General features: G+C 72.5%; 15 protein-coding genes. 8 read left to right on the top strand and 7 right to left on the bottom strand.

Translation table 11 applies throughout. From position 1 onward, the window contains the following. Window positions 1-576 precede the first annotated feature (576 nt). The gene (locus tag QSK17_RS36480; protein ID WP_502889319.1) at window positions 577-2,823 is read right to left on the bottom strand and encodes a HelD family protein; all 2,247 of its coding nucleotides are present in this window, start codon (window positions 2,821-2,823) and stop codon (window positions 577-579) included. A gap of 218 nt (window positions 2,824-3,041) precedes the next feature. Here QSK17_RS36480 and QSK17_RS28535 point away from each other — a divergent pair, with 218 nt between their 5' ends. From QSK17_RS28535 to QSK17_RS28510, 6 genes are read left to right on the top strand one after another with little or no spacing between them, the layout of a single operon-like run. Beyond that, the gene (locus tag QSK17_RS28535; protein WP_285708512.1) at window positions 3,042-4,373 is read left to right on the top strand and encodes an ROK family transcriptional regulator; all 1,332 of its coding nucleotides are present in this window, start codon (window positions 3,042-3,044) and stop codon (window positions 4,371-4,373) included. A gap of 9 nt (window positions 4,374-4,382) precedes the next feature. Then, on the top strand, window positions 4,383-5,705 hold the full coding sequence (locus QSK17_RS28530) for an extracellular solute-binding protein (RefSeq protein WP_285708510.1): 1,323 nt from the start codon (window positions 4,383-4,385) through the stop codon (window positions 5,703-5,705). A gap of 4 nt (window positions 5,706-5,709) precedes the next feature. Beyond that, window positions 5,710-6,630 (top strand): carbohydrate ABC transporter permease, encoded by a 921-nt coding sequence (locus QSK17_RS28525; RefSeq protein ID WP_285708507.1) that lies wholly within the window; start codon window positions 5,710-5,712, stop codon window positions 6,628-6,630. Continuing rightward, window positions 6,627-7,505, top strand: coding sequence for a carbohydrate ABC transporter permease (locus tag QSK17_RS28520; protein ID WP_285708505.1), 879 nt, complete (start codon window positions 6,627-6,629; stop codon window positions 7,503-7,505). The genes QSK17_RS28525 and QSK17_RS28520 overlap by 4 nt, the downstream gene beginning before the upstream one ends. Next, entirely contained in the window at window positions 7,502-8,764 is a 1,263-nt protein-coding gene (locus QSK17_RS28515; RefSeq protein WP_285708504.1) for a 6-phospho-beta-glucosidase, read from the top strand. The genes QSK17_RS28520 and QSK17_RS28515 overlap by 4 nt, the downstream gene beginning before the upstream one ends. Further along, window positions 8,761-9,756, top strand: a complete 996-nt coding sequence (locus QSK17_RS28510; protein ID WP_285708503.1) for an N-acetylglucosamine kinase — start codon at window positions 8,761-8,763, stop codon at window positions 9,754-9,756. The genes QSK17_RS28515 and QSK17_RS28510 overlap by 4 nt, the downstream gene beginning before the upstream one ends. Window positions 9,757-9,780: 24 nt before the next feature. Here the strand turns inward: QSK17_RS28510 and QSK17_RS28505 are convergent, their stop codons facing one another. The 3 genes from QSK17_RS28505 to QSK17_RS28495 all read right to left on the bottom strand — a co-directional run bounded on the left by QSK17_RS28505 (window position 9,781) and on the right by QSK17_RS28495 (window position 14,849). Beyond that, window positions 9,781-10,254 (bottom strand): Lrp/AsnC family transcriptional regulator, encoded by a 474-nt coding sequence (locus QSK17_RS28505; protein WP_285708502.1) that lies wholly within the window; start codon window positions 10,252-10,254, stop codon window positions 9,781-9,783. Between the two features lie 66 nt (window positions 10,255-10,320). Continuing rightward, complete coding sequence (locus tag QSK17_RS28500) at window positions 10,321-11,391, bottom strand: hypothetical protein (protein WP_285708501.1); 1,071 nt, start codon at window positions 11,389-11,391, stop codon at window positions 10,321-10,323. A gap of 2 nt (window positions 11,392-11,393) precedes the next feature. Beyond that, a complete protein-coding gene (locus QSK17_RS28495; protein ID WP_285708500.1) occupies window positions 11,394-14,849 on the bottom strand; it encodes a serine/threonine-protein kinase in 3,456 nt (1,151 codons plus the stop codon). Between QSK17_RS28495 and QSK17_RS28490 the strand changes: the two genes are divergently transcribed. Further along, window positions 14,848-15,588 (top strand): DUF4291 domain-containing protein, encoded by a 741-nt coding sequence (locus QSK17_RS28490; RefSeq protein ID WP_352231858.1) that lies wholly within the window; start codon window positions 14,848-14,850, stop codon window positions 15,586-15,588. The genes QSK17_RS28495 and QSK17_RS28490 overlap by 2 nt on opposite strands. A 58-nt stretch (window positions 15,589-15,646) precedes the next feature. On the opposite strand, the gene QSK17_RS28485 is transcribed toward QSK17_RS28490, so the two are convergent. Beyond that, complete coding sequence (locus QSK17_RS28485; protein WP_285708499.1) at window positions 15,647-16,333, bottom strand: GNAT family N-acetyltransferase; 687 nt, start codon at window positions 16,331-16,333, stop codon at window positions 15,647-15,649. A 44-nt stretch (window positions 16,334-16,377) separates the two neighbouring features. Next, window positions 16,378-17,493 (bottom strand): aminopeptidase P family protein, encoded by a 1,116-nt coding sequence (locus tag QSK17_RS28480; protein ID WP_285708498.1) that lies wholly within the window; start codon window positions 17,491-17,493, stop codon window positions 16,378-16,380. Window positions 17,494-17,660: 167 nt separating this feature from the next. On the opposite strand from QSK17_RS28480, the gene QSK17_RS28475 reads away from it, so the two are divergent. Next, window positions 17,661-18,515, top strand: a complete 855-nt coding sequence (locus QSK17_RS28475) for a PP2C family protein-serine/threonine phosphatase (protein ID WP_285708496.1) — start codon at window positions 17,661-17,663, stop codon at window positions 18,513-18,515. Between the two features lie 112 nt (window positions 18,516-18,627). Here the strand turns inward: QSK17_RS28475 and tnpA are convergent. Further along, window positions 18,628-18,905 (bottom strand): IS200/IS605 family transposase (tnpA, locus tag QSK17_RS28470; protein ID WP_285708495.1); only part of this gene is annotated, 278 nt, incomplete at its 5' end.

The following is an 18,905-nucleotide window of genomic DNA, read 5'->3' as shown; positions in this document are numbered from 1 at the left end:
CCCGAGGCCTTTCCGCGCGGGCACGGCGCGCCGTGCCGCGTCTGGCGCGGAAAGGGAAGTCCTTGCGCGTCCCACTTGGCTATCGCGGAACATCCAGACTTTATCCGGTCACGCAGGCGAGGCAGGAAGGGCTTCCTCCCGCGGGGGACGGGGGCTGCCTTCCTGGAAGAGCGTTCGATGACGGAAGGGGGCCCGGACAGACCCTTCGGACCGGATCCGTCCCGTCGGCGGCGGGCGCGGAGCTCCGTTGTCTACTGGGTATCCGGACCCCTCCCGGGTCCAACCCCCCGGCCGGCTGAGGTGCCCCGACTCGACGGAACGCCAGCGCTGCGCCTGGCTGTGCAGACGGAGTCCCCTCCGTCACGGACGCAGAATCGGGCGAAGTCAGAAGACGGTCAACCGGTCAGTCCCGTGCTGGACTGCGCAGCAAACTACCGACCTCAGCTCAGATGTCAACCGTGGCCCGAACAGCGGAAACACCAAGTTTTCGCAGCTAGGACAGGCTGGATGTCCGGGATCGAGGCGGGACGTGTGGGCGATCTCGCTCATATTCGCACAGATCCCGGCACTCCCGCATCACTCGGTACGCGGAACGAGGCTCTCCAGCGCCTCGGGAAGAGCTCCGGAGTGGACCACGCCGAGCCGTCGCGTCGCCCGGGTCAGCGCCACATAAAGATCGCTTGGTCCTCGCGGGGACTCCCGGAGGATCTCGCCCGGATCCACCACGATCACCGAGTCGAACTCCAGGCCCTTGGCGTCGGCGACGGTCAGCACGCACACCGGCGCGTCGAGCGCCGCGGGGCCCGGACCGGCGACCGCCCCCGGCACCCCGGCGACCAGCGCCTCTCCCAGCTCCGCCTCTCGCGCGTGGGGGACGATGACGGCCAGGCGGCCGTCCGGGACGACCTCGTCCCGGACGAGGGACGCGAGGCCGGTCTCCAGGTCGTCGACCTTCGCCGCCCATGGCCGGTCGCCCGTCTCGCGTACCGACTCGGGCGCCTTCAGACCGGGGCCGACCAGGCCGAGCACGTCGGCGGCCACCGACATGATCTCGGTCGGCGTGCGGTAGTTGACCGACAGCCCCGCCTCGCGCCAGCGGCCCTTGACGTACGGGTCGAGCACCCGGCCCCAGCTCGCCGCGCCGGCCGCCGACCCCGTCTGCGCGATGTCGCCCACGACGGTCATCGAGCGGCTCGGGCAGCGCCGCATCAGCGCCCGCCAGGCCATCGCGGACAGCTCCTGCGCCTCGTCGACGATCACGTGGCCGAACGCCCACGTGCGGTCCTTCGCGGCCCGTTCGGCGGTGGTCAGGTAGACCTCGTCGGCCCGCTGCCTGGCGGCGAACCGCTCGGCGTCCATGATGTCCGCCATGCCGGTCAGCTCCAGCACCTCGCGCGCGTACGCGAGCTGTTCCTCGCGCTCCTCCTCGGCGCGCCGGGCCGCGCGCAGCACGCCCTCGTCGATGTGGCCGAGCAGCTCGGCCGCCTCGTCGAGGAGCGGCACGTCGGCCTCGCTCCACCAGTTCTCGCCCGGGCGCGGCGGCTCCCGCAGCAGCAGGTCCCGCTCCGCGGAGTCCAGCCCGGCGTGGGCCATCCGCTCCTCGGAGGTGAACAGCCCGATCAGGAGCTGCTGGGGCGTGAGGTAGGGCCACAGCCGGTTGAGCGCCGTGCGCACCGGCGTCTCGGTCCGCAGGTCCTCGCGCAGGTCGGCGAAGTCGTCGTCGTCGAGCATGCCCCGGCCGAGCTGCCTGGCCGCCTGCCTCGTCAGCGCGTTGAGCAGGTGCCGTACGAACACGGCCCGCGCCTCGTTGTGCGGCCTCCGCGACCGGACGGCCCGCGACCTGGCCGCCTCGAAGGTCTGCCGGTCGAGCTTCAGCGTGAACTTGTCCAGGCGGATCTCGACCGGCTTGGACGGCACCCGCTGCCGGTCCCGCACGGCCTTCTCGATCACCTCCGCCATCCGGACGTCGCCCTTGACCGCGGCGACCTGCTGCGGCTCCCAGCGGGTGGCCGTAAGCCCCGGGTACAGCTCGGCGACGGTGGACAGCAGCACGTCGGTCTCGCCCAGCGAGGGCAGGACCTGCTCGATGTAGCGCAGGAAGGTCAGGTTCGGGCCGATGATGAGGACGCCGCGCCGCTCCAGCCGCTCGCGGTAGGTGTAGAGGAGGTACGCGGCGCGGTGCAGGGCCACCACGGTCTTGCCGGTTCCCGGGCCCCCCTGGACGACGAGCACGCCGTTCAGGTCGCTCCGGATGATCGTGTCCTGTTCGGACTGGATGGTCGCGACGATGTCGCGCATGCGGCCGGTGCGCTTCTCGCCCAGCGCGGCCAGCAGCGCCGCCTCGCCGTTGAGCGAGGCGCGGTCGGCGTCGGACAGGCCGTCGAGGTCGAGGAGGTCGTCGTCGATGTTCGTGACGGTCCGGCCCCGGGCTTGCAGATGCCTGCGGCGGGTGACGCCCATCGGGGCGGCCGGGGTGGCGCGGTAGAACGGCTGGGCGACCGGCGCCCGCCAGTCGATCAGCAGCCGCTCCTGGTCGTCGTCGGCCAGGCCGATCCTGCCGATGTACAGCCGGCCGCCGTCGGCGTTGTCGAGCCGGCCGAAGCACAGGCCGTTCTCGACGGCCCACAGCCTGGCCAGGCGCTGCGCGTACATGTCGGCGAACGAATCGCGCTCGGAACGGTTCTGGTGGGTGCCCGTCGCGCCCTGGGCGAGCACGCCGTCCAGCTGCCCGCGCGTCCGCTCCCGCAGCACGTCGAGCCGCTCGTAGAGCGCGGCAACGTACTTCTGCTCTCGGGCCAGCTCGCCCGCCGATGAATGAGGCATAGGCCGACCGATTCTACGTGCCCCTCGAGAGCTCCTCCATCTCGCCCCGTGCTTCCCCCGTGCTTCCCCCGTGCTCCCCCCGTGCTCCGCCCGTCTCCGGGCCACGTCACGAGTCGGTTGCGGGGAACGGCGACCCCTTGACGAGTTTGGAAGGTTTCTTTACTTTCTCTTTCAGTTAGGGATCCTTCCTAACTGCTCGTACCTCCGGAAGGACTCCCGTGAGCCAGCCGATCCCCGGCACGCCGAGCCTGCTGCGCGCGATCAACGACCGCGCCGCGCTGATGGTCCTGCTCGAACGCGGCCCCCTCACCCGGCCCGAGCTCGGGGCACTCACCGGCCTGTCCAAACCCACGGCGTCCCAGCTCCTCTCCCGGCTCCAGGAGGCCGGCCTGGTCGTCCTGGACGGCATCCGCGAGGGCCTCCCCGGGCGTACGGCCGAGCTGTACCGGATCAACGCGTCCGCCGCGTACGTCGCGGCGCTCGACGTCACCCCGGCGCGGATCGCCGTCGCCGTCGCCGACATCACCGGGACGGTCGTCTCCGAGTTCCGCCTGCCCACTCCCGGACGGACGGGCGGCGACATCGTGGAGAGGGTACGGGCCGCCCTCGACGGCGCCTGCGCCGCCGTCAAGACGGACGCCAGTCCGGACGCCACCGGCGACGCCACCGCCGACGCGGCCGAAGCCGGCGCCAAGCCCGGCACCGGGATCGACATCACCGCGTTGCGGCGCGTGGTCATCGGCATCGGCGGCGCGGTCGATCCCTCGACCGGCCGCCTGGGATACGCCGCACACATCCCCGGCTGGCACATCTCCGACGTCGTCGGCACGCTGCGGGACGGCGTCGGCGTGCCGGTCGACGTGGAGAACGACGTCAACCTGGTCGCCCAGGCCGAGCAGGCCCGCGGCGCCGCCCGTGGGCACCAGGACTACGTGCTGCTGTGGGCGGACGAGGGCATCGGATCGGCGCTCGTGCTCGGCGGCCGGCTGCACAGGGGGGCCACCGGCGGCGCGGGCGAAGTCGGCTACATGCCGGCGATCGGCGCCCCCACCGCCCGCGACGTCGGCAGGCGCGCCGACCACGGCTTCCAGGCGCTCGCGGGCGGCCCGGCCGTGCTGCGGATCATGCGCGCCCACGGGCTGCGCGGGGCCACGCCGGCGGCGGCCGTGCAGAACGCGGTGCGGGCGGTCGAGTCCGGCGGGCGGCTCGCCGCGGCGGCCGGCGAGGCGCTGCACGAGCTCGCCTCCCGCCTCGCCGTCGGCCTGGGCGCGATCACCGCGGTCGTCGATCCCGAGATCGTCGTCCTGTCCGGCGGGGTGCTGATCGCCGGGGGCGACACGCTACGCGAGCTCGTCGAGCGCGAGCTCCACACGCTGACCATTCCGCGGCCCCCGCTGCGCCTGTCCACCGTCGAGGGCAACCCCGTCCTCACCGGGGCCCTGGACCTCGCCCTCGACACCGCGCGCGACGAGGTCTTCGGATCGGCCGGACGCCGTGAAGCGCCCGAGCGGGGTGGCACCCCGCTCGTCACCACCCCCCTTCGCCCGTAGGAGGCACATGTGAAACGATTGCCGGCGATCTCCGCCGCGGTGGGTCTCGCCCTGGTCACCGCCTGCACGGCGGGCACCGAGTCCCCCGGGCCCGCGCTCAAGTCCACGACCGCGAACGATCCGGTCACGATCGAGTTCTGGCACGGTTTCAGCGCCGACAACGAGCTCAAGGCGTTCGAGGACACCCTGGCCGGGTTCAAGCAGAAGTTCCCGTGGATCACCGTGAAGGCGACCAAGGCGATCCAGGACGACCAGATCCTGCAGGCCGTCCGCGGCGGCAACCCGCCGGACGTGGCCCTGTCGTTCACCACCGACAGTGTCGCCCAGTTCTGCAAGGCCGGGATCTTCCAGGACCTCAACCCGTACCTCTCGACGAGCAAGATCGACGCCGCGACGCTCTTCCCGAAGGTGATCGCCGAGTACACCCAGTACCAGGGCAAGCGGTGCGTGATGCCGATGCTCGCCGACACCTATGGCCTCTACTACAACAAGAAGCTGATGAAGGGGCACGAGCCGCCCAAGACGCTGTCCGAGCTGGCCGACCTCACCAAGAAGCTCACGGTCCGGGACCCGGACGGCACCATCAAGGTGGCCGGGTTCGTGCCGACCAGCCAGATGTACGAGAACGCCCCGATCCACACCGGTGTCATGGTCGGCGCCAAGTGGACGAACCCGGACGGCACCTCCGCGATCGGCTCGGACCCGGCGTGGAGGACCTTGATGAAGTGGCAGAAGGACCTCACGGACTGGTTCGGCTACGACAAGCTCGAGAAGTTCCGCAAGGGCTTCGGCGACGAGTGGTCCGCCGACAACCCCTTCCAGAAGGGCAAGGTCGCCATGGCCATCGACGGCGAGTGGCGCAACGCCATGATCACCGCCGACGCGCCCGACCTGGAGTACGGCACCGCCCCGCTGCCGGTCGCCGACGACCAGCGGCAGCGGTACGGCGCGGGCTTCATCGCCGGCACCGTCATCGGCATCCCGCGCGGCGCCAAGCACCAGGAGGCCGCCTGGGAGCTGGTGAAGTACCTCACCACCGACACCGACGCGCTGGTGACGCTCTCCAACGCGATCAAGAACGTGCCGAGCACGCTGCCCGCGCTGCAGTCGCCCAAGCTGGACAAGGACCAGAACTTCCAGACGTTCCTCGACGTCTTCGCCAACCCGAACAGCTCCACGCTGCCGGCGCACATCAACTCCGTCTTCAACCAGCAGACCCTGCAGGAGGCCCAGATCCTCTGGGAGTCCGGCCGGGCCCCCGACCTGGACGCGCTCCTCGCCGGGGTGGACAAGAAGATCGACGAGAAGCTCACGCTGACCGCGGGCGGCTGACCCGATGGCCGCCGTCACCCTCAGGAACCGGCTCCGCCCGCTCGCCTACCTCTCCCCCTGGCTGATCGGGTTCGCGCTCTTCCTCGTCTACCCGCTGATCTCCACGGTGTACTTCTCGTTCCAGAGATACGACCTGTTCACCCTCGAACCGGTCGGACTGCTGAACTACCGGTACTTCCTGAAGGACGAGGCCGCCTGGACCTCAATCAGGAACACGCTGTGGCTGGTGGTCGTGATGGTCCCGCTGCGCGTCGTCTTCGGCCTCGGCGTCGCGCAGCTCATCACGCGGCTGAAAGCGGGCGCCGGGATCTTCCGTACGATCTTCTACCTGCCGGCGCTCGTGCCGCTCGTCGCCGGAACGCTCGGCTTCGTCTACCTGCTCAACCCGAGCACCGGGCCGGTGCAGGCGATCCTCGGCACGGTCGGCGTCCAGTCCCCGGACTGGTTCGGCGACCCCGCCTACTCCAAGTGGGGGCTCACGCTGCTGGCCCTCTGGTCCGTGGGCGACCTGATGGTCATCTTCATGGCCGCCCTGCTGGACGTGCCGAAGCAGCTGTACGAGGCTGCCGCGCTCGACGGCGCGACCGGCTGGCGGCAGTTCACGCACATCACGCTTCCGGTGATCCGGCCGGTGCTCATGTTCGCCGCGGTGACCGGGGTCATCCAGACCCTGCAGTACTTCACCCAGGCGATGGTGGCCGCCCGGGTCGCCTCGGGCGCGACCGATTCCGCCGGGTCGGTCTTCGTCCCCGGCTATCCCGACCAGTCCACCCTGACCTTCCCCGAATGGCTGTTCCACCAGGGTTTCCGCGACTTCGCGATGGGCTACGCCTGCGTGCTGGCGCTCATCCTGTTCGCGGTCTCCATGGTGTTCACCCTGATCCTGCTGCGCCAGTTCCGCGGCTTCGCCGAGGAGGAAGCGTGACCGCCATCCGCGCCGCCGCGATCGCCCCCGCGCCCGCGCCCGCGCGTGGGCGCCGTGGCCGCGCCACGCTGTATTGGATCGCCAAGCACGCCGTGGCGATCGCCTTGTCGATCATGTTCGTCGGGCCGCTCGTCTTCATCGTCCTCACCGCCGTGATGAGCGACCAGCAGGCGCTGACGTCGCAGTTGTGGCCGAAGACCTGGGACTGGGGCAACTTCGCGGACATCTTCGAGAAGGCGCCGCTGCTCACCTGGATCCGCAACACGCTCATGTACTCGGTGCTCGCCACCGCGTTCATGCTGCTGTCGTCGATCCCGGTGGCGTACGCGCTGGCCAGGTTCAAGTTCCGGGGGCGCAAGCTGGCGTTCCTGCTGGTCATCACCACGATGATGCTGCCGCCGCAGGTGGTCGCCGTGCCCGTCTATCTCATCTGGGCGCGCTTCGAGCTCACGGGCACGCTGTGGCCGCTGATCATCCCGATGCTGCTCGGTGACGCGTTCTCGATCTTCCTGCTGCGCCAGTTCCTCGTGACGATCCCGCGCGAGTACTCCGACGCGGCCCGGGTCGACGGCTGCGGCGAGTTCCGGACGCTCATTCGGGTGATCCTGCCGATGGCGAGACCGGCCATCGCCGCCGTCGCGCTGTTCCAGTTCTTCTACTGCTGGAACGACTACTACGGCCCGCTGCTGTACGCGCAGACGAACCAAGACAACTGGACGCTGTCGCTGGGGCTGGCCGCGTTCCGGTCGGTGCACCGCGTCCAGTGGAACCTCACCATGGCCGCGACGGTCCTGGCCATGGCACCCGTGATCGTCGTGTTCTTCTTCGCCCAGAAGGTCTTCATCGAGGGCGTCAAACTGACAGGAGTGAAATGAAGCTGGCCGTTGTCGGGGGCGGCTCGACGTACACGCCGGAGCTGATCGACGGGTTCGCCCGCCTGCGCGACGAACTCCCGCTTTCCGAGATCGTCCTGATCGACCCGGACGAGCACCGCCTGGCGCTCGTGGCCGGGATGGCGCGGCGGATGCTGGCCCGTGCCGGGCATCCCGCCACGGTCGGCACGGCCACGACCGTCGAGGACGGCGTCGCCGGGGCGGCCGCCGTGCTGCTGCAGCTGCGCGTCGGCGGGCAGGCCACCCGGAACCTCGACGAGACGCTCCCGCTCCAATGCGGGTGCGTCGGCCAGGAGACGACCGGAGCCGGGGGCCTGGCCAAGGCGCTGCGCACGGCCCCGGTGGTGCTCGGCATCGCCGAGAAGGTGCGCCGCCTCGCGCCCGACGCGTGGATCGTGGACTTCACCAACCCCGTGGGCATCGTCACCCGGGCGCTGCTCGACGCGGGCCACCGCGCGATCGGCCTGTGCAACGTGGCGATCGGATTCCAGCGCCGCTTCGCGGCCGGCCTCGGCGTGACCCCCGACCGGGTCTCGCTCGGCCACGTCGGGCTCAACCACCTGACCTGGGTGCGCTCCGTCCACCTCGACGGGGAGGACGTCCTCCCCCGGATCCTGGCCGAGCACGGCGACGAGATCGCCGGCGACCTCGACCTGCCGGTGGAGCTGATCCGCGACCTCGGGACGGTCCCTTCCTACTATCTGCGCTACTTCTACGCGCACGACCAGGTGGTGGACGAGCAGCGGAGCAAGCCGTCCAGGGCGGCCGAGGTGGCGGCCATGGAGTCCGCGCTGCTCGACATCTACGCCGACCCGTCGGTGGACACCAAGCCGGAGCTGCTGGAGAAGCGGGGAGGCGCCTTCTACTCGGAAGCGGCCGTGGCGTTGATCGCGTCTCTGGTCAACGACAGGGGCGACGTCCAGGTGGTCAACACGCGCAACGGCGGCACGCTGCCGTTCCTGGACGCCGACGCGGTCATCGAGGTGCCCGCGCGGATCACCGCCGGCGGGGCCGCGCCGCTGCCGGTCGATCCGCTCCAACCGCTGTACCGGGGCCTGGTCGCGCACGTCTCGGCGTACGAGTCGCTGGCACTCGACGCGGCGCTGCGCGGCGGCGAAAGGCGGGTGCGGGACGCGCTGCTCGCGCATCCGCTGGTCGGGCAGGCGTCCCTGGCGGACGACCTGGCCCGGCTGCTCGTCGAGGCCAACCGGCCGCACCTCGCCTGGGCGGTGTCCCGGTGACCGATCGTCACCCGCGTACCGTGCTGGCGGTCGACGGAGGGAACAGCAAGACCGACGTGGCCCTCGTGTCGGAGGACGGCTCCGTGCTCGCCACCGGCAGGGGCGCGGCGTTCCTGCCGCAGAGCGCCGGGGTGGCCGCGGCGATCGACGTCATCGGCGAGATCGCCCGGCGCACCCTCCCTGAGTCGGCCCTTCCCGGTGGGACCGGGAACGCCGACCACATCGCCGCCTACGTCGCGGGAGCCGACCTGCCGATCGAGGAAGAGCGGCTCCGGGACGAGCTGCTCGCCCGCGGCTACGCGCCGGACGTCGTCGTGGGCAACGACACGTTCGCCCTGCTGCGGGCCGGAGCCAGGGGGCCGTGGGGCGTGGCGGTGGTCTGCGGCGCCGGCATCAACGCGGTCGGTGTCGCCCCGTCCGGCGAGGTGGCCAGGTTCCCCGCGCTCGGCCGGCTCAGCGGCGACTGGGGCGGCGGGTACGGCCTCGGCGAGGAGGTGCTCTGGCACGCCGCGCGCGCCGAGGACGGCAGGGGGCCGGGGACGGCCCTGGTGGATGTGGTGCGCGCCGCTTTCGGCACCGCCACGGTCGAGGAGGCCGTCATCGGGCTGCACTTCGGTGAGCTGTCCGTCGAGCGGCTGCACGAGCTGGTGCCCCCGCTGCTGGCGGCGGCCGGGAGCGACGCGATCTCTCGCGGCCTGGTCGAGCGGCTGGCGGAGGAGGTGACCGTCCTCGGCGAGGTGGCGATGCGCCGCCTCGGCCTGCTGGAGGAGCCGTGCGAGGTCGTCCTCGGCGGCGGGGTGCTGACCGCGGGCGACGAGTTGCTCATGTCGCTCGTCGAACGGGGCTACGCCGAGCGCGCGCCGCACGCCGTGCTGGTCGTCGCGGACGTGCCTCCGATCGTCGGGGCCGCCCTGCTCGGCCTCGACCGGATCGGCGCCGCGCCCGAGGCCTACGAACGGGTGCGCGGGCACTTCCTCCCGGCCCAGGTCTGACCTGCCCGGCCGGTGGCGGCCCGGTCAGCGCTCGGCGTCGTCGCCGGCCTGGCCGGGCTCGATCTCCGGGCTGCGGTAGTCGTACGGCGTGCTCAGGACGATCGTGGTGCGGGTGCTCACGTTGGCCGAGGCGCGGATCTGCTGCAGCAGCTCCTCCAGGGCGATCGGCGAGGCCACCCGGACCTTGAGGATGTAGCTCTCGTCGCCCGCCACGCTGTGGCACGCCTCGATCGCGGTGATGTGGCTCAGCCGGATCGGGGCGTCGTCGGGCGCGGCCGGGTCGATCGGCTTGATCGAGATGAACGCGGTCAGCGGAAGGCCGATCTCGTCGTAGTCGACGAGCGCCGCGTATCCGCGGATCACGCCGCGTTTCTCCAACCGGCGCACCCGCTGGTGCACGGCCGACACCGACAGCCCCGTCTCCTTGGCCAGATCGGTGAAGCTCATCCGGCCGTCGCGGGCCAGCAACGACACGATGCGGCGATCGATCTCCTCCATCCCTGACACGGTAGCGCCGGATCGAAGCGCCAGGGGCTGCCAGAAGGTGTCAGTTTGTCCTCACTCTCACCTGACCTTCACCTGGCAGCTCTTGGGGGTGGCTTTCAGGTCCCCGCTCTGCCCGCCGTAACGCACCTGCCACTCCCCCGACCTCGACGCGGGGAGCTTCTTGGTGAAGGAGCCGTTGTTCGTGGTCGTCGCCCTGCCGACCGGGCTCGGAGACCACGAACCGCCCGCGGGCTTGAACCAGAACGTCACCTCCCGGGACGCGGCGGACACCCATTCGACGCCGGGCGGCGGGTCGAGCGGGGTCTCGTGGACGAGCCGCCCCGAGTGCTTCACCAGCTTCCCGGCAGGCGTGGGCGAGGGCTGCGCGGTGTAGCCGGAGAACCGCGACCGCGTCTTGGGCCCGCTGCGCATCACCATGAAGACGGCCTCGCTGCGCGTGCTCCGCAACGGGCGCCCGCCGTCGGACCAGCGTGGCGTCCCGTAGTAGACCGCGCGCCACCATCCCGGCTCCCACGCGTCGAGCGTCACGGCGAAGTCGCCGTCCTCTCCGGTCCACGCCTCCGCGATCTCGCTCCAGGCGAGCGCGTCCTCGGGGCGGAAGGACAGCGCGATCCGGCGATCCCGCAGCCGGGACCGCTCGGCCTTCAAGAAGCCCGCGAGCGTGATCGGGGCGTCTTCCTCCACCGGGTCGGGGACCACCCGGAAGTCCACGATCGTGGCCGGATCCCGCTCCTCCGCGTCCTCGACCGAGAACTCCAGCTCGTGGACGGCCGCGCCATAATCGATGACCGCCCGCCAGGTCCCGAGGGCGATGCCCGGGAGGAAGACGTGCTCCGCCCGCCAGCCCTCCTCGTACGGCGCCTTGTCGGAGCGGTCGAAGCCCAGCTCGGCGCGGGAGCCGTCCGGCCCCTCCAGGACGCCGCGCGGCCGCTCACCGGCCGATCCGCTGGTGACGAGGTTGATCAGGATCGGCGTCCGCGCACCCCGTTCCAGCACCACCGGGTCCGGGACGACCTCGGCGTATTCGACGGCCGCCGGGTCCCGGTCCCGGTCGTCGCCCGGTCGCCGGCCGCCCCCGGAGAGGCGGGCGAGCGTGGACCTCCAGAGCAGAAGGAGAAGTCGCAGCACGGTCAACACACCTTTCGATAGGACGCCTCAGGGATGAGGCCTCGCCATTCGTCCTCCGACAACGTCGTCCCGACACGCGCGCAGACCGCCGTCGCGGCCCGCTCGGGATCGACAAGATAACGCTGCAGCGTTCCGTCCCCACCCAGGCTGTAGAGATCGCGCCCGCCCGGGCCGAACGCGAGGGCCGCCACCTGCCCCGAGTGCGCCGAGTACGGCCGGCCGAGCGGCAGCCGCGCCGCCACGTCCCACAGACGCACGTCGCCGCTCGCCCCTCCGGTGGCCAGCAGGCGGCCGTCCGGGGAGAACGCCAGCGCCACCACATCGTCGAGGCGTCCCTGGGTCGGCGCGAGACGGCCGATCCTGCGGCGCGTCGTGGCGTCCCACAGGTCCACCCCGAGCTTGCTGAACCCGGTCGCGACGGTGCGGCTGTCCGGGCTGAACGCCACCGAGCGCACGCCGTCGTCGCTGGGCCCGAAAGGCCGGTCCCAGACCCGCCCGCCCGGGAGCGCGACGAGCGCGTTTCCGAGCCCGCCCACCGCCAGGGCCGCGCCGTCCGGCCGGAACGCCATGACGTCCCCGCCCTCGTGCGCGAGGACGGCCGACCTCCTGTGGGCGGCCACGTCCCAGAGCTGCACCCGCTCGAAGCTGCCGTTCGACGGGGACACCGCGAGCGTCCGCCCGTCGGGGCTGAAGGCCAGCCCGCCCACCCAGCTCACGTCCGCGAGCGGAAGCGCGGCCAGCCGTACCCGCCGGGCCACGTCCCACAGGGAGAGCACTGGGGGATCCTCCGCGCCCACGGCCAGGAGCCGCCCGTCGGGGCTGAACGCGAGCGCCGTGGCCGCCGGGGACTCCAGGGGATCGCCGAGCCTCCGGCCCGCGGCGACGTCCCACAGCTCAAGGGAGGTCGCGGTCTGCACGGCGGCCAGGCGCGCGTCGCCGCTGAAGGCGACCGTCCGGATCTCGGAGGCGACCCGCGGCGGCCGATCGCCGGCGTCCACGTCCAGCACCGCGACCGCTCCTCCGCCGAGGAGGTAGCTGAGAGTGCGGCCGTCCGCGCCGATCGCGGCCGACGGCATCCCGGAGGTGTCGGCCAGCGGATAGCGCAGGAGCGACACGCCCTCGGACGTCCACAGGCCGACGCTCCGCTTGTCGTAGGTGACCACGAGGCGGCCGTCGGCGCCGAAGGCCAGCCAGACCGCCCCCGCGCCCTCCAGCCGCGTCCCGCGCCGGGCGCGGCCGGTCAGGTCCCAGAAGACGACGTCGGGCCCCGCGCTCACGGCGAGGGTCCGGCCGTCGGGGCCGAAGGCGACCCAGACCGCCCGCCCTCCACCTGGGGCGCGCAGCTGCCGCCCCGTGGTCAGGTCCCACAGCTCGAAGCGGTCGCCGTCCAGCATCGGCGCCGCCAGCCGGTCGTCGTACGACACCGCGACGGCCTCGGCCCCCGAGGTGGGACGGTCGATCAGCCGGGCGCCGCCGGCCACGCCCCAGACCTGCCACCGGCCGCCGTCGGTCACCAGGGCGAGCAGCCGCCCGCTCGGGCCGAACTCCAGCCACCGCGCCGCCTCGGCGATCTCCGGCCCGGCCGGCCGCCGCGCCGACAGGTCCCAGACGCGCACCGACCGCTCTCCCGCGACCGCGAGCCATCTGCCGTCCCGGCTCAGCGCGACCTCCCGTACGGCGCGGCCCACGCCGGACACCGCGCCGCGTTCCCGGCCCGCCGCCATGTCCCACAGCACCGCGCGGTCCTGGTCCACGACGGCGAGGGTCAGGCCGTCGCCACTGAGGGAAAAGCGTGCCTCGGCCGTGACCTTCGGCGGCGCGGACACGCGGCGCTCGCGCTGGGCGAGCGAGCCGTACAGCGCGGCCCGCGCCTCGGACACCGGGGCGAGGCGCCACGCGGCGACGCTCAGCAGCATCGCCCTGGCCGGGTCGGACGACCGCAGCGATTCGGCGCGGGCCGCCGTCTGCCGCGCGGCGGCGACGTCGCGCTGCCGGGCGGCCGCGGCCCCCTGCACCACCGCGACCACGGCCGACGCGAGCGCGAGGACGAGCAGCGCGGCGAGCGCCGCGGTGAGCTGGCGTCTGCGCCGGCCGCGCACCCGGCCGAGCGCGAGCGAGGCGTCGAGGAAGGCGCTCTCCAGCAGGTTGAGCGTGGCGTGCCGGCGCCCGGTGGCAGCCCACGCCACCGCCGCCTCCAGCGCCGTCCCCTGGTAGAGGTCGCCGGGGCGGCGGCCGTGGCCGTCCCACAGCGCGGCCGCCTCGCCGAGCCGCCGGTGAAAGCGCAGGCCGTCCCGCTCCGCGTCGATCCACTCCCGCAGCCGCGGCCAGGCCCGGGGCAGAGCCGCGTTCGCGAGGGACACCGCGCCGCCCTCCCTCGCCACCAGGTCCATCCGGGCGAACGCGGACAGCACGCGCTCGGCGGTCTCCGCGCCCACCACGCCGTCGAGGAGATCGTCCGGACGGGCCCTCCTCGGCAGGTCGTCGCCGCCCTCCCCCGGCGTGATCATGCGGAGCAGCACCCGGGGCACCAGCGCCCGGTCCCCGGGGACCAGCCCGGCGTAGACCTCCTCGGCCAGCGTCGCCAGCGACGGCGGGGAGGCGCCCGCCGGGGGCCGGACCGGCTCCGCCGTACGGGTGCCCGCCGCGAGCAGCGGCGCCAGTTCGTCGCCGCCGCCGACGAGGCCGAGCAGCAGCCTGCGGGAGGACGGCCGGTCGCGCGGGTCCTTCGCCATCGCCGCGGCGACCAGGCCCCGCAGCGGCTCCTTGAGCATGGAGAGATCCGGCTCCTCGGCCAGGATCCCGTGGAAGAGCGCGGCGACGCCGTCCCCGCCGAACGGCTCACGCCCGGTCGCGGCGAACACCGTGACCGCGCCCCACGCCCAGACGTCCACCTCCGGGCCCGCGCGCCGCCCGAGAACGATCTCCGGCGCCATGAACGCCGGCGTGCCCGCCACGTGCCCCGTGGTCGTGAGCGACATCTCGCGGGTCCGGGCGATCCCGAAGTCGATCACCCGCGGCCCGTCCGGGCCGATGAGCACGTTGTCCGGTTTGAGGTCGCGGTGGATGACCGACGCCTGATGGATGGCCGCCAGCGCGGTCGCCACGCCGGTGGCCAGCCGGTAGAGCCGGTCCTCCTCGTACGGCCCGTCCAGCTCGACCGCCCGCCGCAGACTCGGCCCGCCCACGTACTCGCTCACGATGTACGGCAGAGATGCGTCCAGGTCGGCCCCGATCACCCGCGCCGTACAGAACGGGGCGACCCGGCGCGCGGCGGCGGCCTCCTTGGCGAACCTGGCGCGCGTACCCACCCCGTCACCGGCGCGCAGCACCTTGACGGCCACCCGGCGGCCCGCCGCGTCGTACGCCTCGTAGACGACCCCCTGGCCGCCCTCGCCCAGCCGACCGGCGAGCCAGTACTCACCGATCCGGCGCGGGTCGCCGGGAGCCAGGGCCGCCATGCACCGATGGTGCTACGTCGCCCACCACCGGCCAAGAGGCCGTTTCACCGAGCGGACCGCCACCTCTCCGCGCCGCATGCGGCTCGACGGCCGGAAATGCGGTTGCCGGGCGGCGGACGGGTTCGCGACCCTGAACGGCATGAACACGCCCTACCGGCAGATCCGCGCCGCCTACGACGAGAAGGCCGTCACCGTCTACCAGGCCTACGATCCGGCGATCGCCGGCCCCGCCGTCGCGGCGGGGCGATTCGTCCCGCCGTTCAAGCGCGAGCGCATGACGTGGATCAAGCCCTCGTTCCTCTGGATGATGTACCGCTGCGGCTGGGCCGTGAAGCCGGGGCAGACCCGCGTCCTGGCGATCGACATCTCCCGATCCGGGTTCGAGTGGGCGCTCGGGCACGCCTGCCTCAGCCACCCGGACGGCGCCGACCGGGACGCGTGGGCGGAGCGGCTCCAGCGCAGCCCCGTCCGGATCCAGTGGGACCCCGAGCGGGACCCGCACCACAACGCCCTGCCGTACCGCTCCATCCAGATCGGCCTGTCCGGGGAGGCGGTCGACCGCTACGTGGACGAGTGGATCGTGGGCATCTCCGACATCACCGGCCGCGTCCGGGACGTCCACGCGGCGGTGCGGGAGGGGCGGGACGTGACCGGCCTGCTCCCCGTCGAGCGCCCCTATCCCCTGCCCACGCCTCTCGCGGCCGCCATCGGCGCCACCTTGGACAACACCCCCGTCTGAGACGCCCCGTCACAGAACGGCGGACACCGCGTGAGAGGCCGACGCCTGCGGGCCGTGCTCAATCCTCCGACGGCGAGCAGAGCAGGGCCTCGGCGCCGACGGGGGTGAAACCGGCGGCCAGGAAGGTCCGGACGCTCGCCGCGTTTCCGGGAGCGATCTGCGCCCACACCACCCGCCCTTCGCCGAGCAGGTGCCGTCCGGCACGGGCGAGCCGCGTGCCGAGCCCGCGACCCCGGTGCCCGGGATCGACCTCCACCGCGATCTCCCAGCGGCCCGCCACGCCCCGGCCCAGCAGCACTATCCCGCCGTCCGCGCGCCACACCCGCACGCCGTCCCGGTGCCGTTCGGCACGGCGCACCCGGGGATGGTCCGGATCGGTGATCTCGGTGAGCGGCACCGGGGGCGGGCCGGGCAGCGGACCGGCGACCACAAGAATGTCGACATTGTTCACCCTGCGCCCGGTCCGCTCCTCCAGAGCGCTGAGGAACGGCGGGTTCAGCGGCGCGGACAGATCGTCCTCGGGCAGCAGTCCGCGCGCCCACGCGGGGTCCACGTCCGCGAAGACGACGCTGTGCGCGGTGAAGGCGATCACACCGCAGTCGCGGGCGTTCGGCTGGCCCAGGATACGCACGGCGCCGTCCGCGTCCGGGAACTCTCCCCTGCCCGCCCTGTCCAACACCTCGAAGAGTGGATGCGCGCCGGAAGACCGCGGTGTGCCGGGCGGCGCGTCCAATGGAGAGATCATCCTGGTCACCGTACCGCCCGGCCGGGCGGACGGCGACTGGGGTGTTACACGATGACGAGGTCGCGGGTGCTGTGGTTCAGCCGCTCTCCCGCGGTCTCCCCGCAGATCACGATGTCCTCGATGCGCGCGCCGTGGCGACCGAGAAGGTAGATCCCGGGCTCGATGGAGAACGCGAAGCCCGGCTCCATCGGCGTGGTGTTGCCCGACACGATGTACGGGTCCTCGTGGGTCTCCAGGCCGATGCCGTGCCCGGTCCGGTGGATGAAGTACTCGCCGTAACCGGCCTCGCTGATCACGTCGCGGGCGGCGGAGTCCACGGACTCGCAGGTCACGCCGGGCCGCACGTGGGCGCAGGCCGCCTCCTGGGCTTCCTTCAGCACCTCGTAGTACTTCACGAACTCGGGGGACGGCTCGCCGACGCAGTAGACCCGGGTGGAGTCCGAGCAGTAGCCGCTCGGCATCGTGCCGCCGATGTCCACCACCACGGGGTCGCCCGGCTGGATGACCCGGTCGGAGAGCTCGTGGTGCGGGCTGGCGCCATTCGGCCCCGAGCCGACGATCACGAAGTCGACCGTGGCATGCCCGGCGGCGAGGATCGCCTCGGCGATATCCCTGCCCACCCCGCGCTCGCTGCGGCCCGCCTTGAGGAACTGCGGCACCTGGGCGTGGACGGCGTCGATGGCGGCGCCCGCGGCCCGCAGCGCCGCGGCCTCGGCCGGGGACTTGCGCGCACGCAGCGGGCCCAGCACGGACCCGGCCAGCACCTGCTCGGCTCCGGGCATCGCGTCGCGGAACCGCAGCGACTGCAGGGCCCACATCCGGTCGGCGAGCCCCACCTTGGCCACCGAACCCAGCCGGTGCGCGACCTGGACGTACGGGTCGTCCGTCTCATCCCAGGCGACGAACTCGACGCCGAGCCGCGAGGCGGGCGAGTGCTCGGCGGTCGGCAGTTCGAGGCGGGGAACCATCATGAACGGCTCCCCCGCGGCCGGGACGACGAGACAGGTGAGCCGCTCCAGAGGGAGCGCGTCGTACCCGGTGACGTAGCGCAGGTCGGGGCCGGGCGTCAGCAGCAGCGCGCCGAGGCCCGCCGCGGCGGTCGCCTCGCGTACGGCAGCGAGGCGGGACACGGGATAGAGGTCAGAGGACGTCGTTGTCACGCGGTCCAATCTAACGAGGGCCGCGCGATCGGTACGCACCAGGTGCCCGCCCTGACCCGGTTGGACCCCCACCCCCGCGGTTCGTGAAACACTCTCGCGATGCTACGCTGCGCGTCGGAACAATCACTTTCCGTTCTCATCCCTTCCTGCTCGAGGAGCTGTTCACCATGATCGCCGTAGCTGGCGGCGCCGGGCCATGCCCTCCTTTCACCGGCGAACGCACAGTGGTCCCCACGACGACCGCGGAGATCGTGGACCGGCTGCGGACGCAGCTCCTCGAAGTGCGCGAGCAGGCCGCCGAGGACCGCACCATCACGCTCGCGCTGCGGGACGCGATCCTGCCCGAGCCCGGAGGCTCGATCGACCTGCCGCACGCGCGGGTCGCGGTCCGGTACGTCCCGGCGGAGAAGGCGGCCAGCCTCGGCGGCGACTGGTACGAGGCGGCCCAGCTTCCGGACGGCCGGATGCTCCTCGCGATCGGCGACGTCTCCGGCCACGGGCTCCCCGCCATCGCCCAGATGGCCCAGCTCCGGCACGCCCTGGTGGGACTGACCATGACGGGCGAGTCCCCCGACCGGCTCCTGGCGTGGCTCAACGAGCTCGTGCTCAGCCGCCTCGACGAGACCACCGCGACCGTGATCGTCGGCCGGTTCGACCCGGCCACCCGCGTCTTCACCTGGGCCCAGGCGGGCCACCTGTCGCCCATCCTCGTCCGGGACGGCGTGGCCCGCCAGCTCCAGCCGCCGCAGGGGGTGGTTCTCGGCGCGGCCCCCGGCCCGCGGTACAGCGTGGCCGAGATCCTGCTCCACCCCGACGACCTGCTGCTGATGTTCACCGACGGCCTGGTGGAGCGGCGCTCGCGCGACATCGACGAGGGCCTCGCCCTGACCCTCGGGGCGGCCGAGACGATATCCGGGCACGACGACCTCGACCCCGGCCTGGACCGGCTGCTCGACGCGCTCGGCGGCCCCAACCCGGAGGACGACACCTGCCTCCTCGCGGTCGGCGTCCTCGACGACTGACAAAACTCCGGAAGATCTACCGAAATGCGGGCCAGTGCTCCGGCCTTCAGGCCAGGGGTGAAGGCCCGCGCGGGAGTGCCCGCTAGGGCGCGAGCGTGCCTTCACCCACAGGTCACAGTGGGCGTTGCTGCTGCTCGATGTACTGCTCGACTGCCGTGAGCGGTGCGCCGCCGACTGATCCGGCGAAGTAGGACCCGGACCAGAAGTGTCCACCCCACAGATACTTGCCGACATGCGCGGCATACTCCTTGCGCAGGAGCCGTGCCGAAACGCCCTTGAGACTGTTGACCAGTTTGGACAGGGCGACCTTCGGCGGGTAGTGGATCAGTAGGTGGACGTGGTCATGTTCGCCGTTGAACTCACGCAGCTCGACCTCGAAGTCGGCGCACA

The organism is Microtetraspora sp. NBRC 16547 (assembly GCF_030268965.1).
Classification (GTDB): domain Bacteria; phylum Actinomycetota; class Actinomycetes; order Streptosporangiales; family Streptosporangiaceae; genus Microtetraspora.
This window is presented reverse-complemented; position numbering and strand designations above follow the sequence as displayed.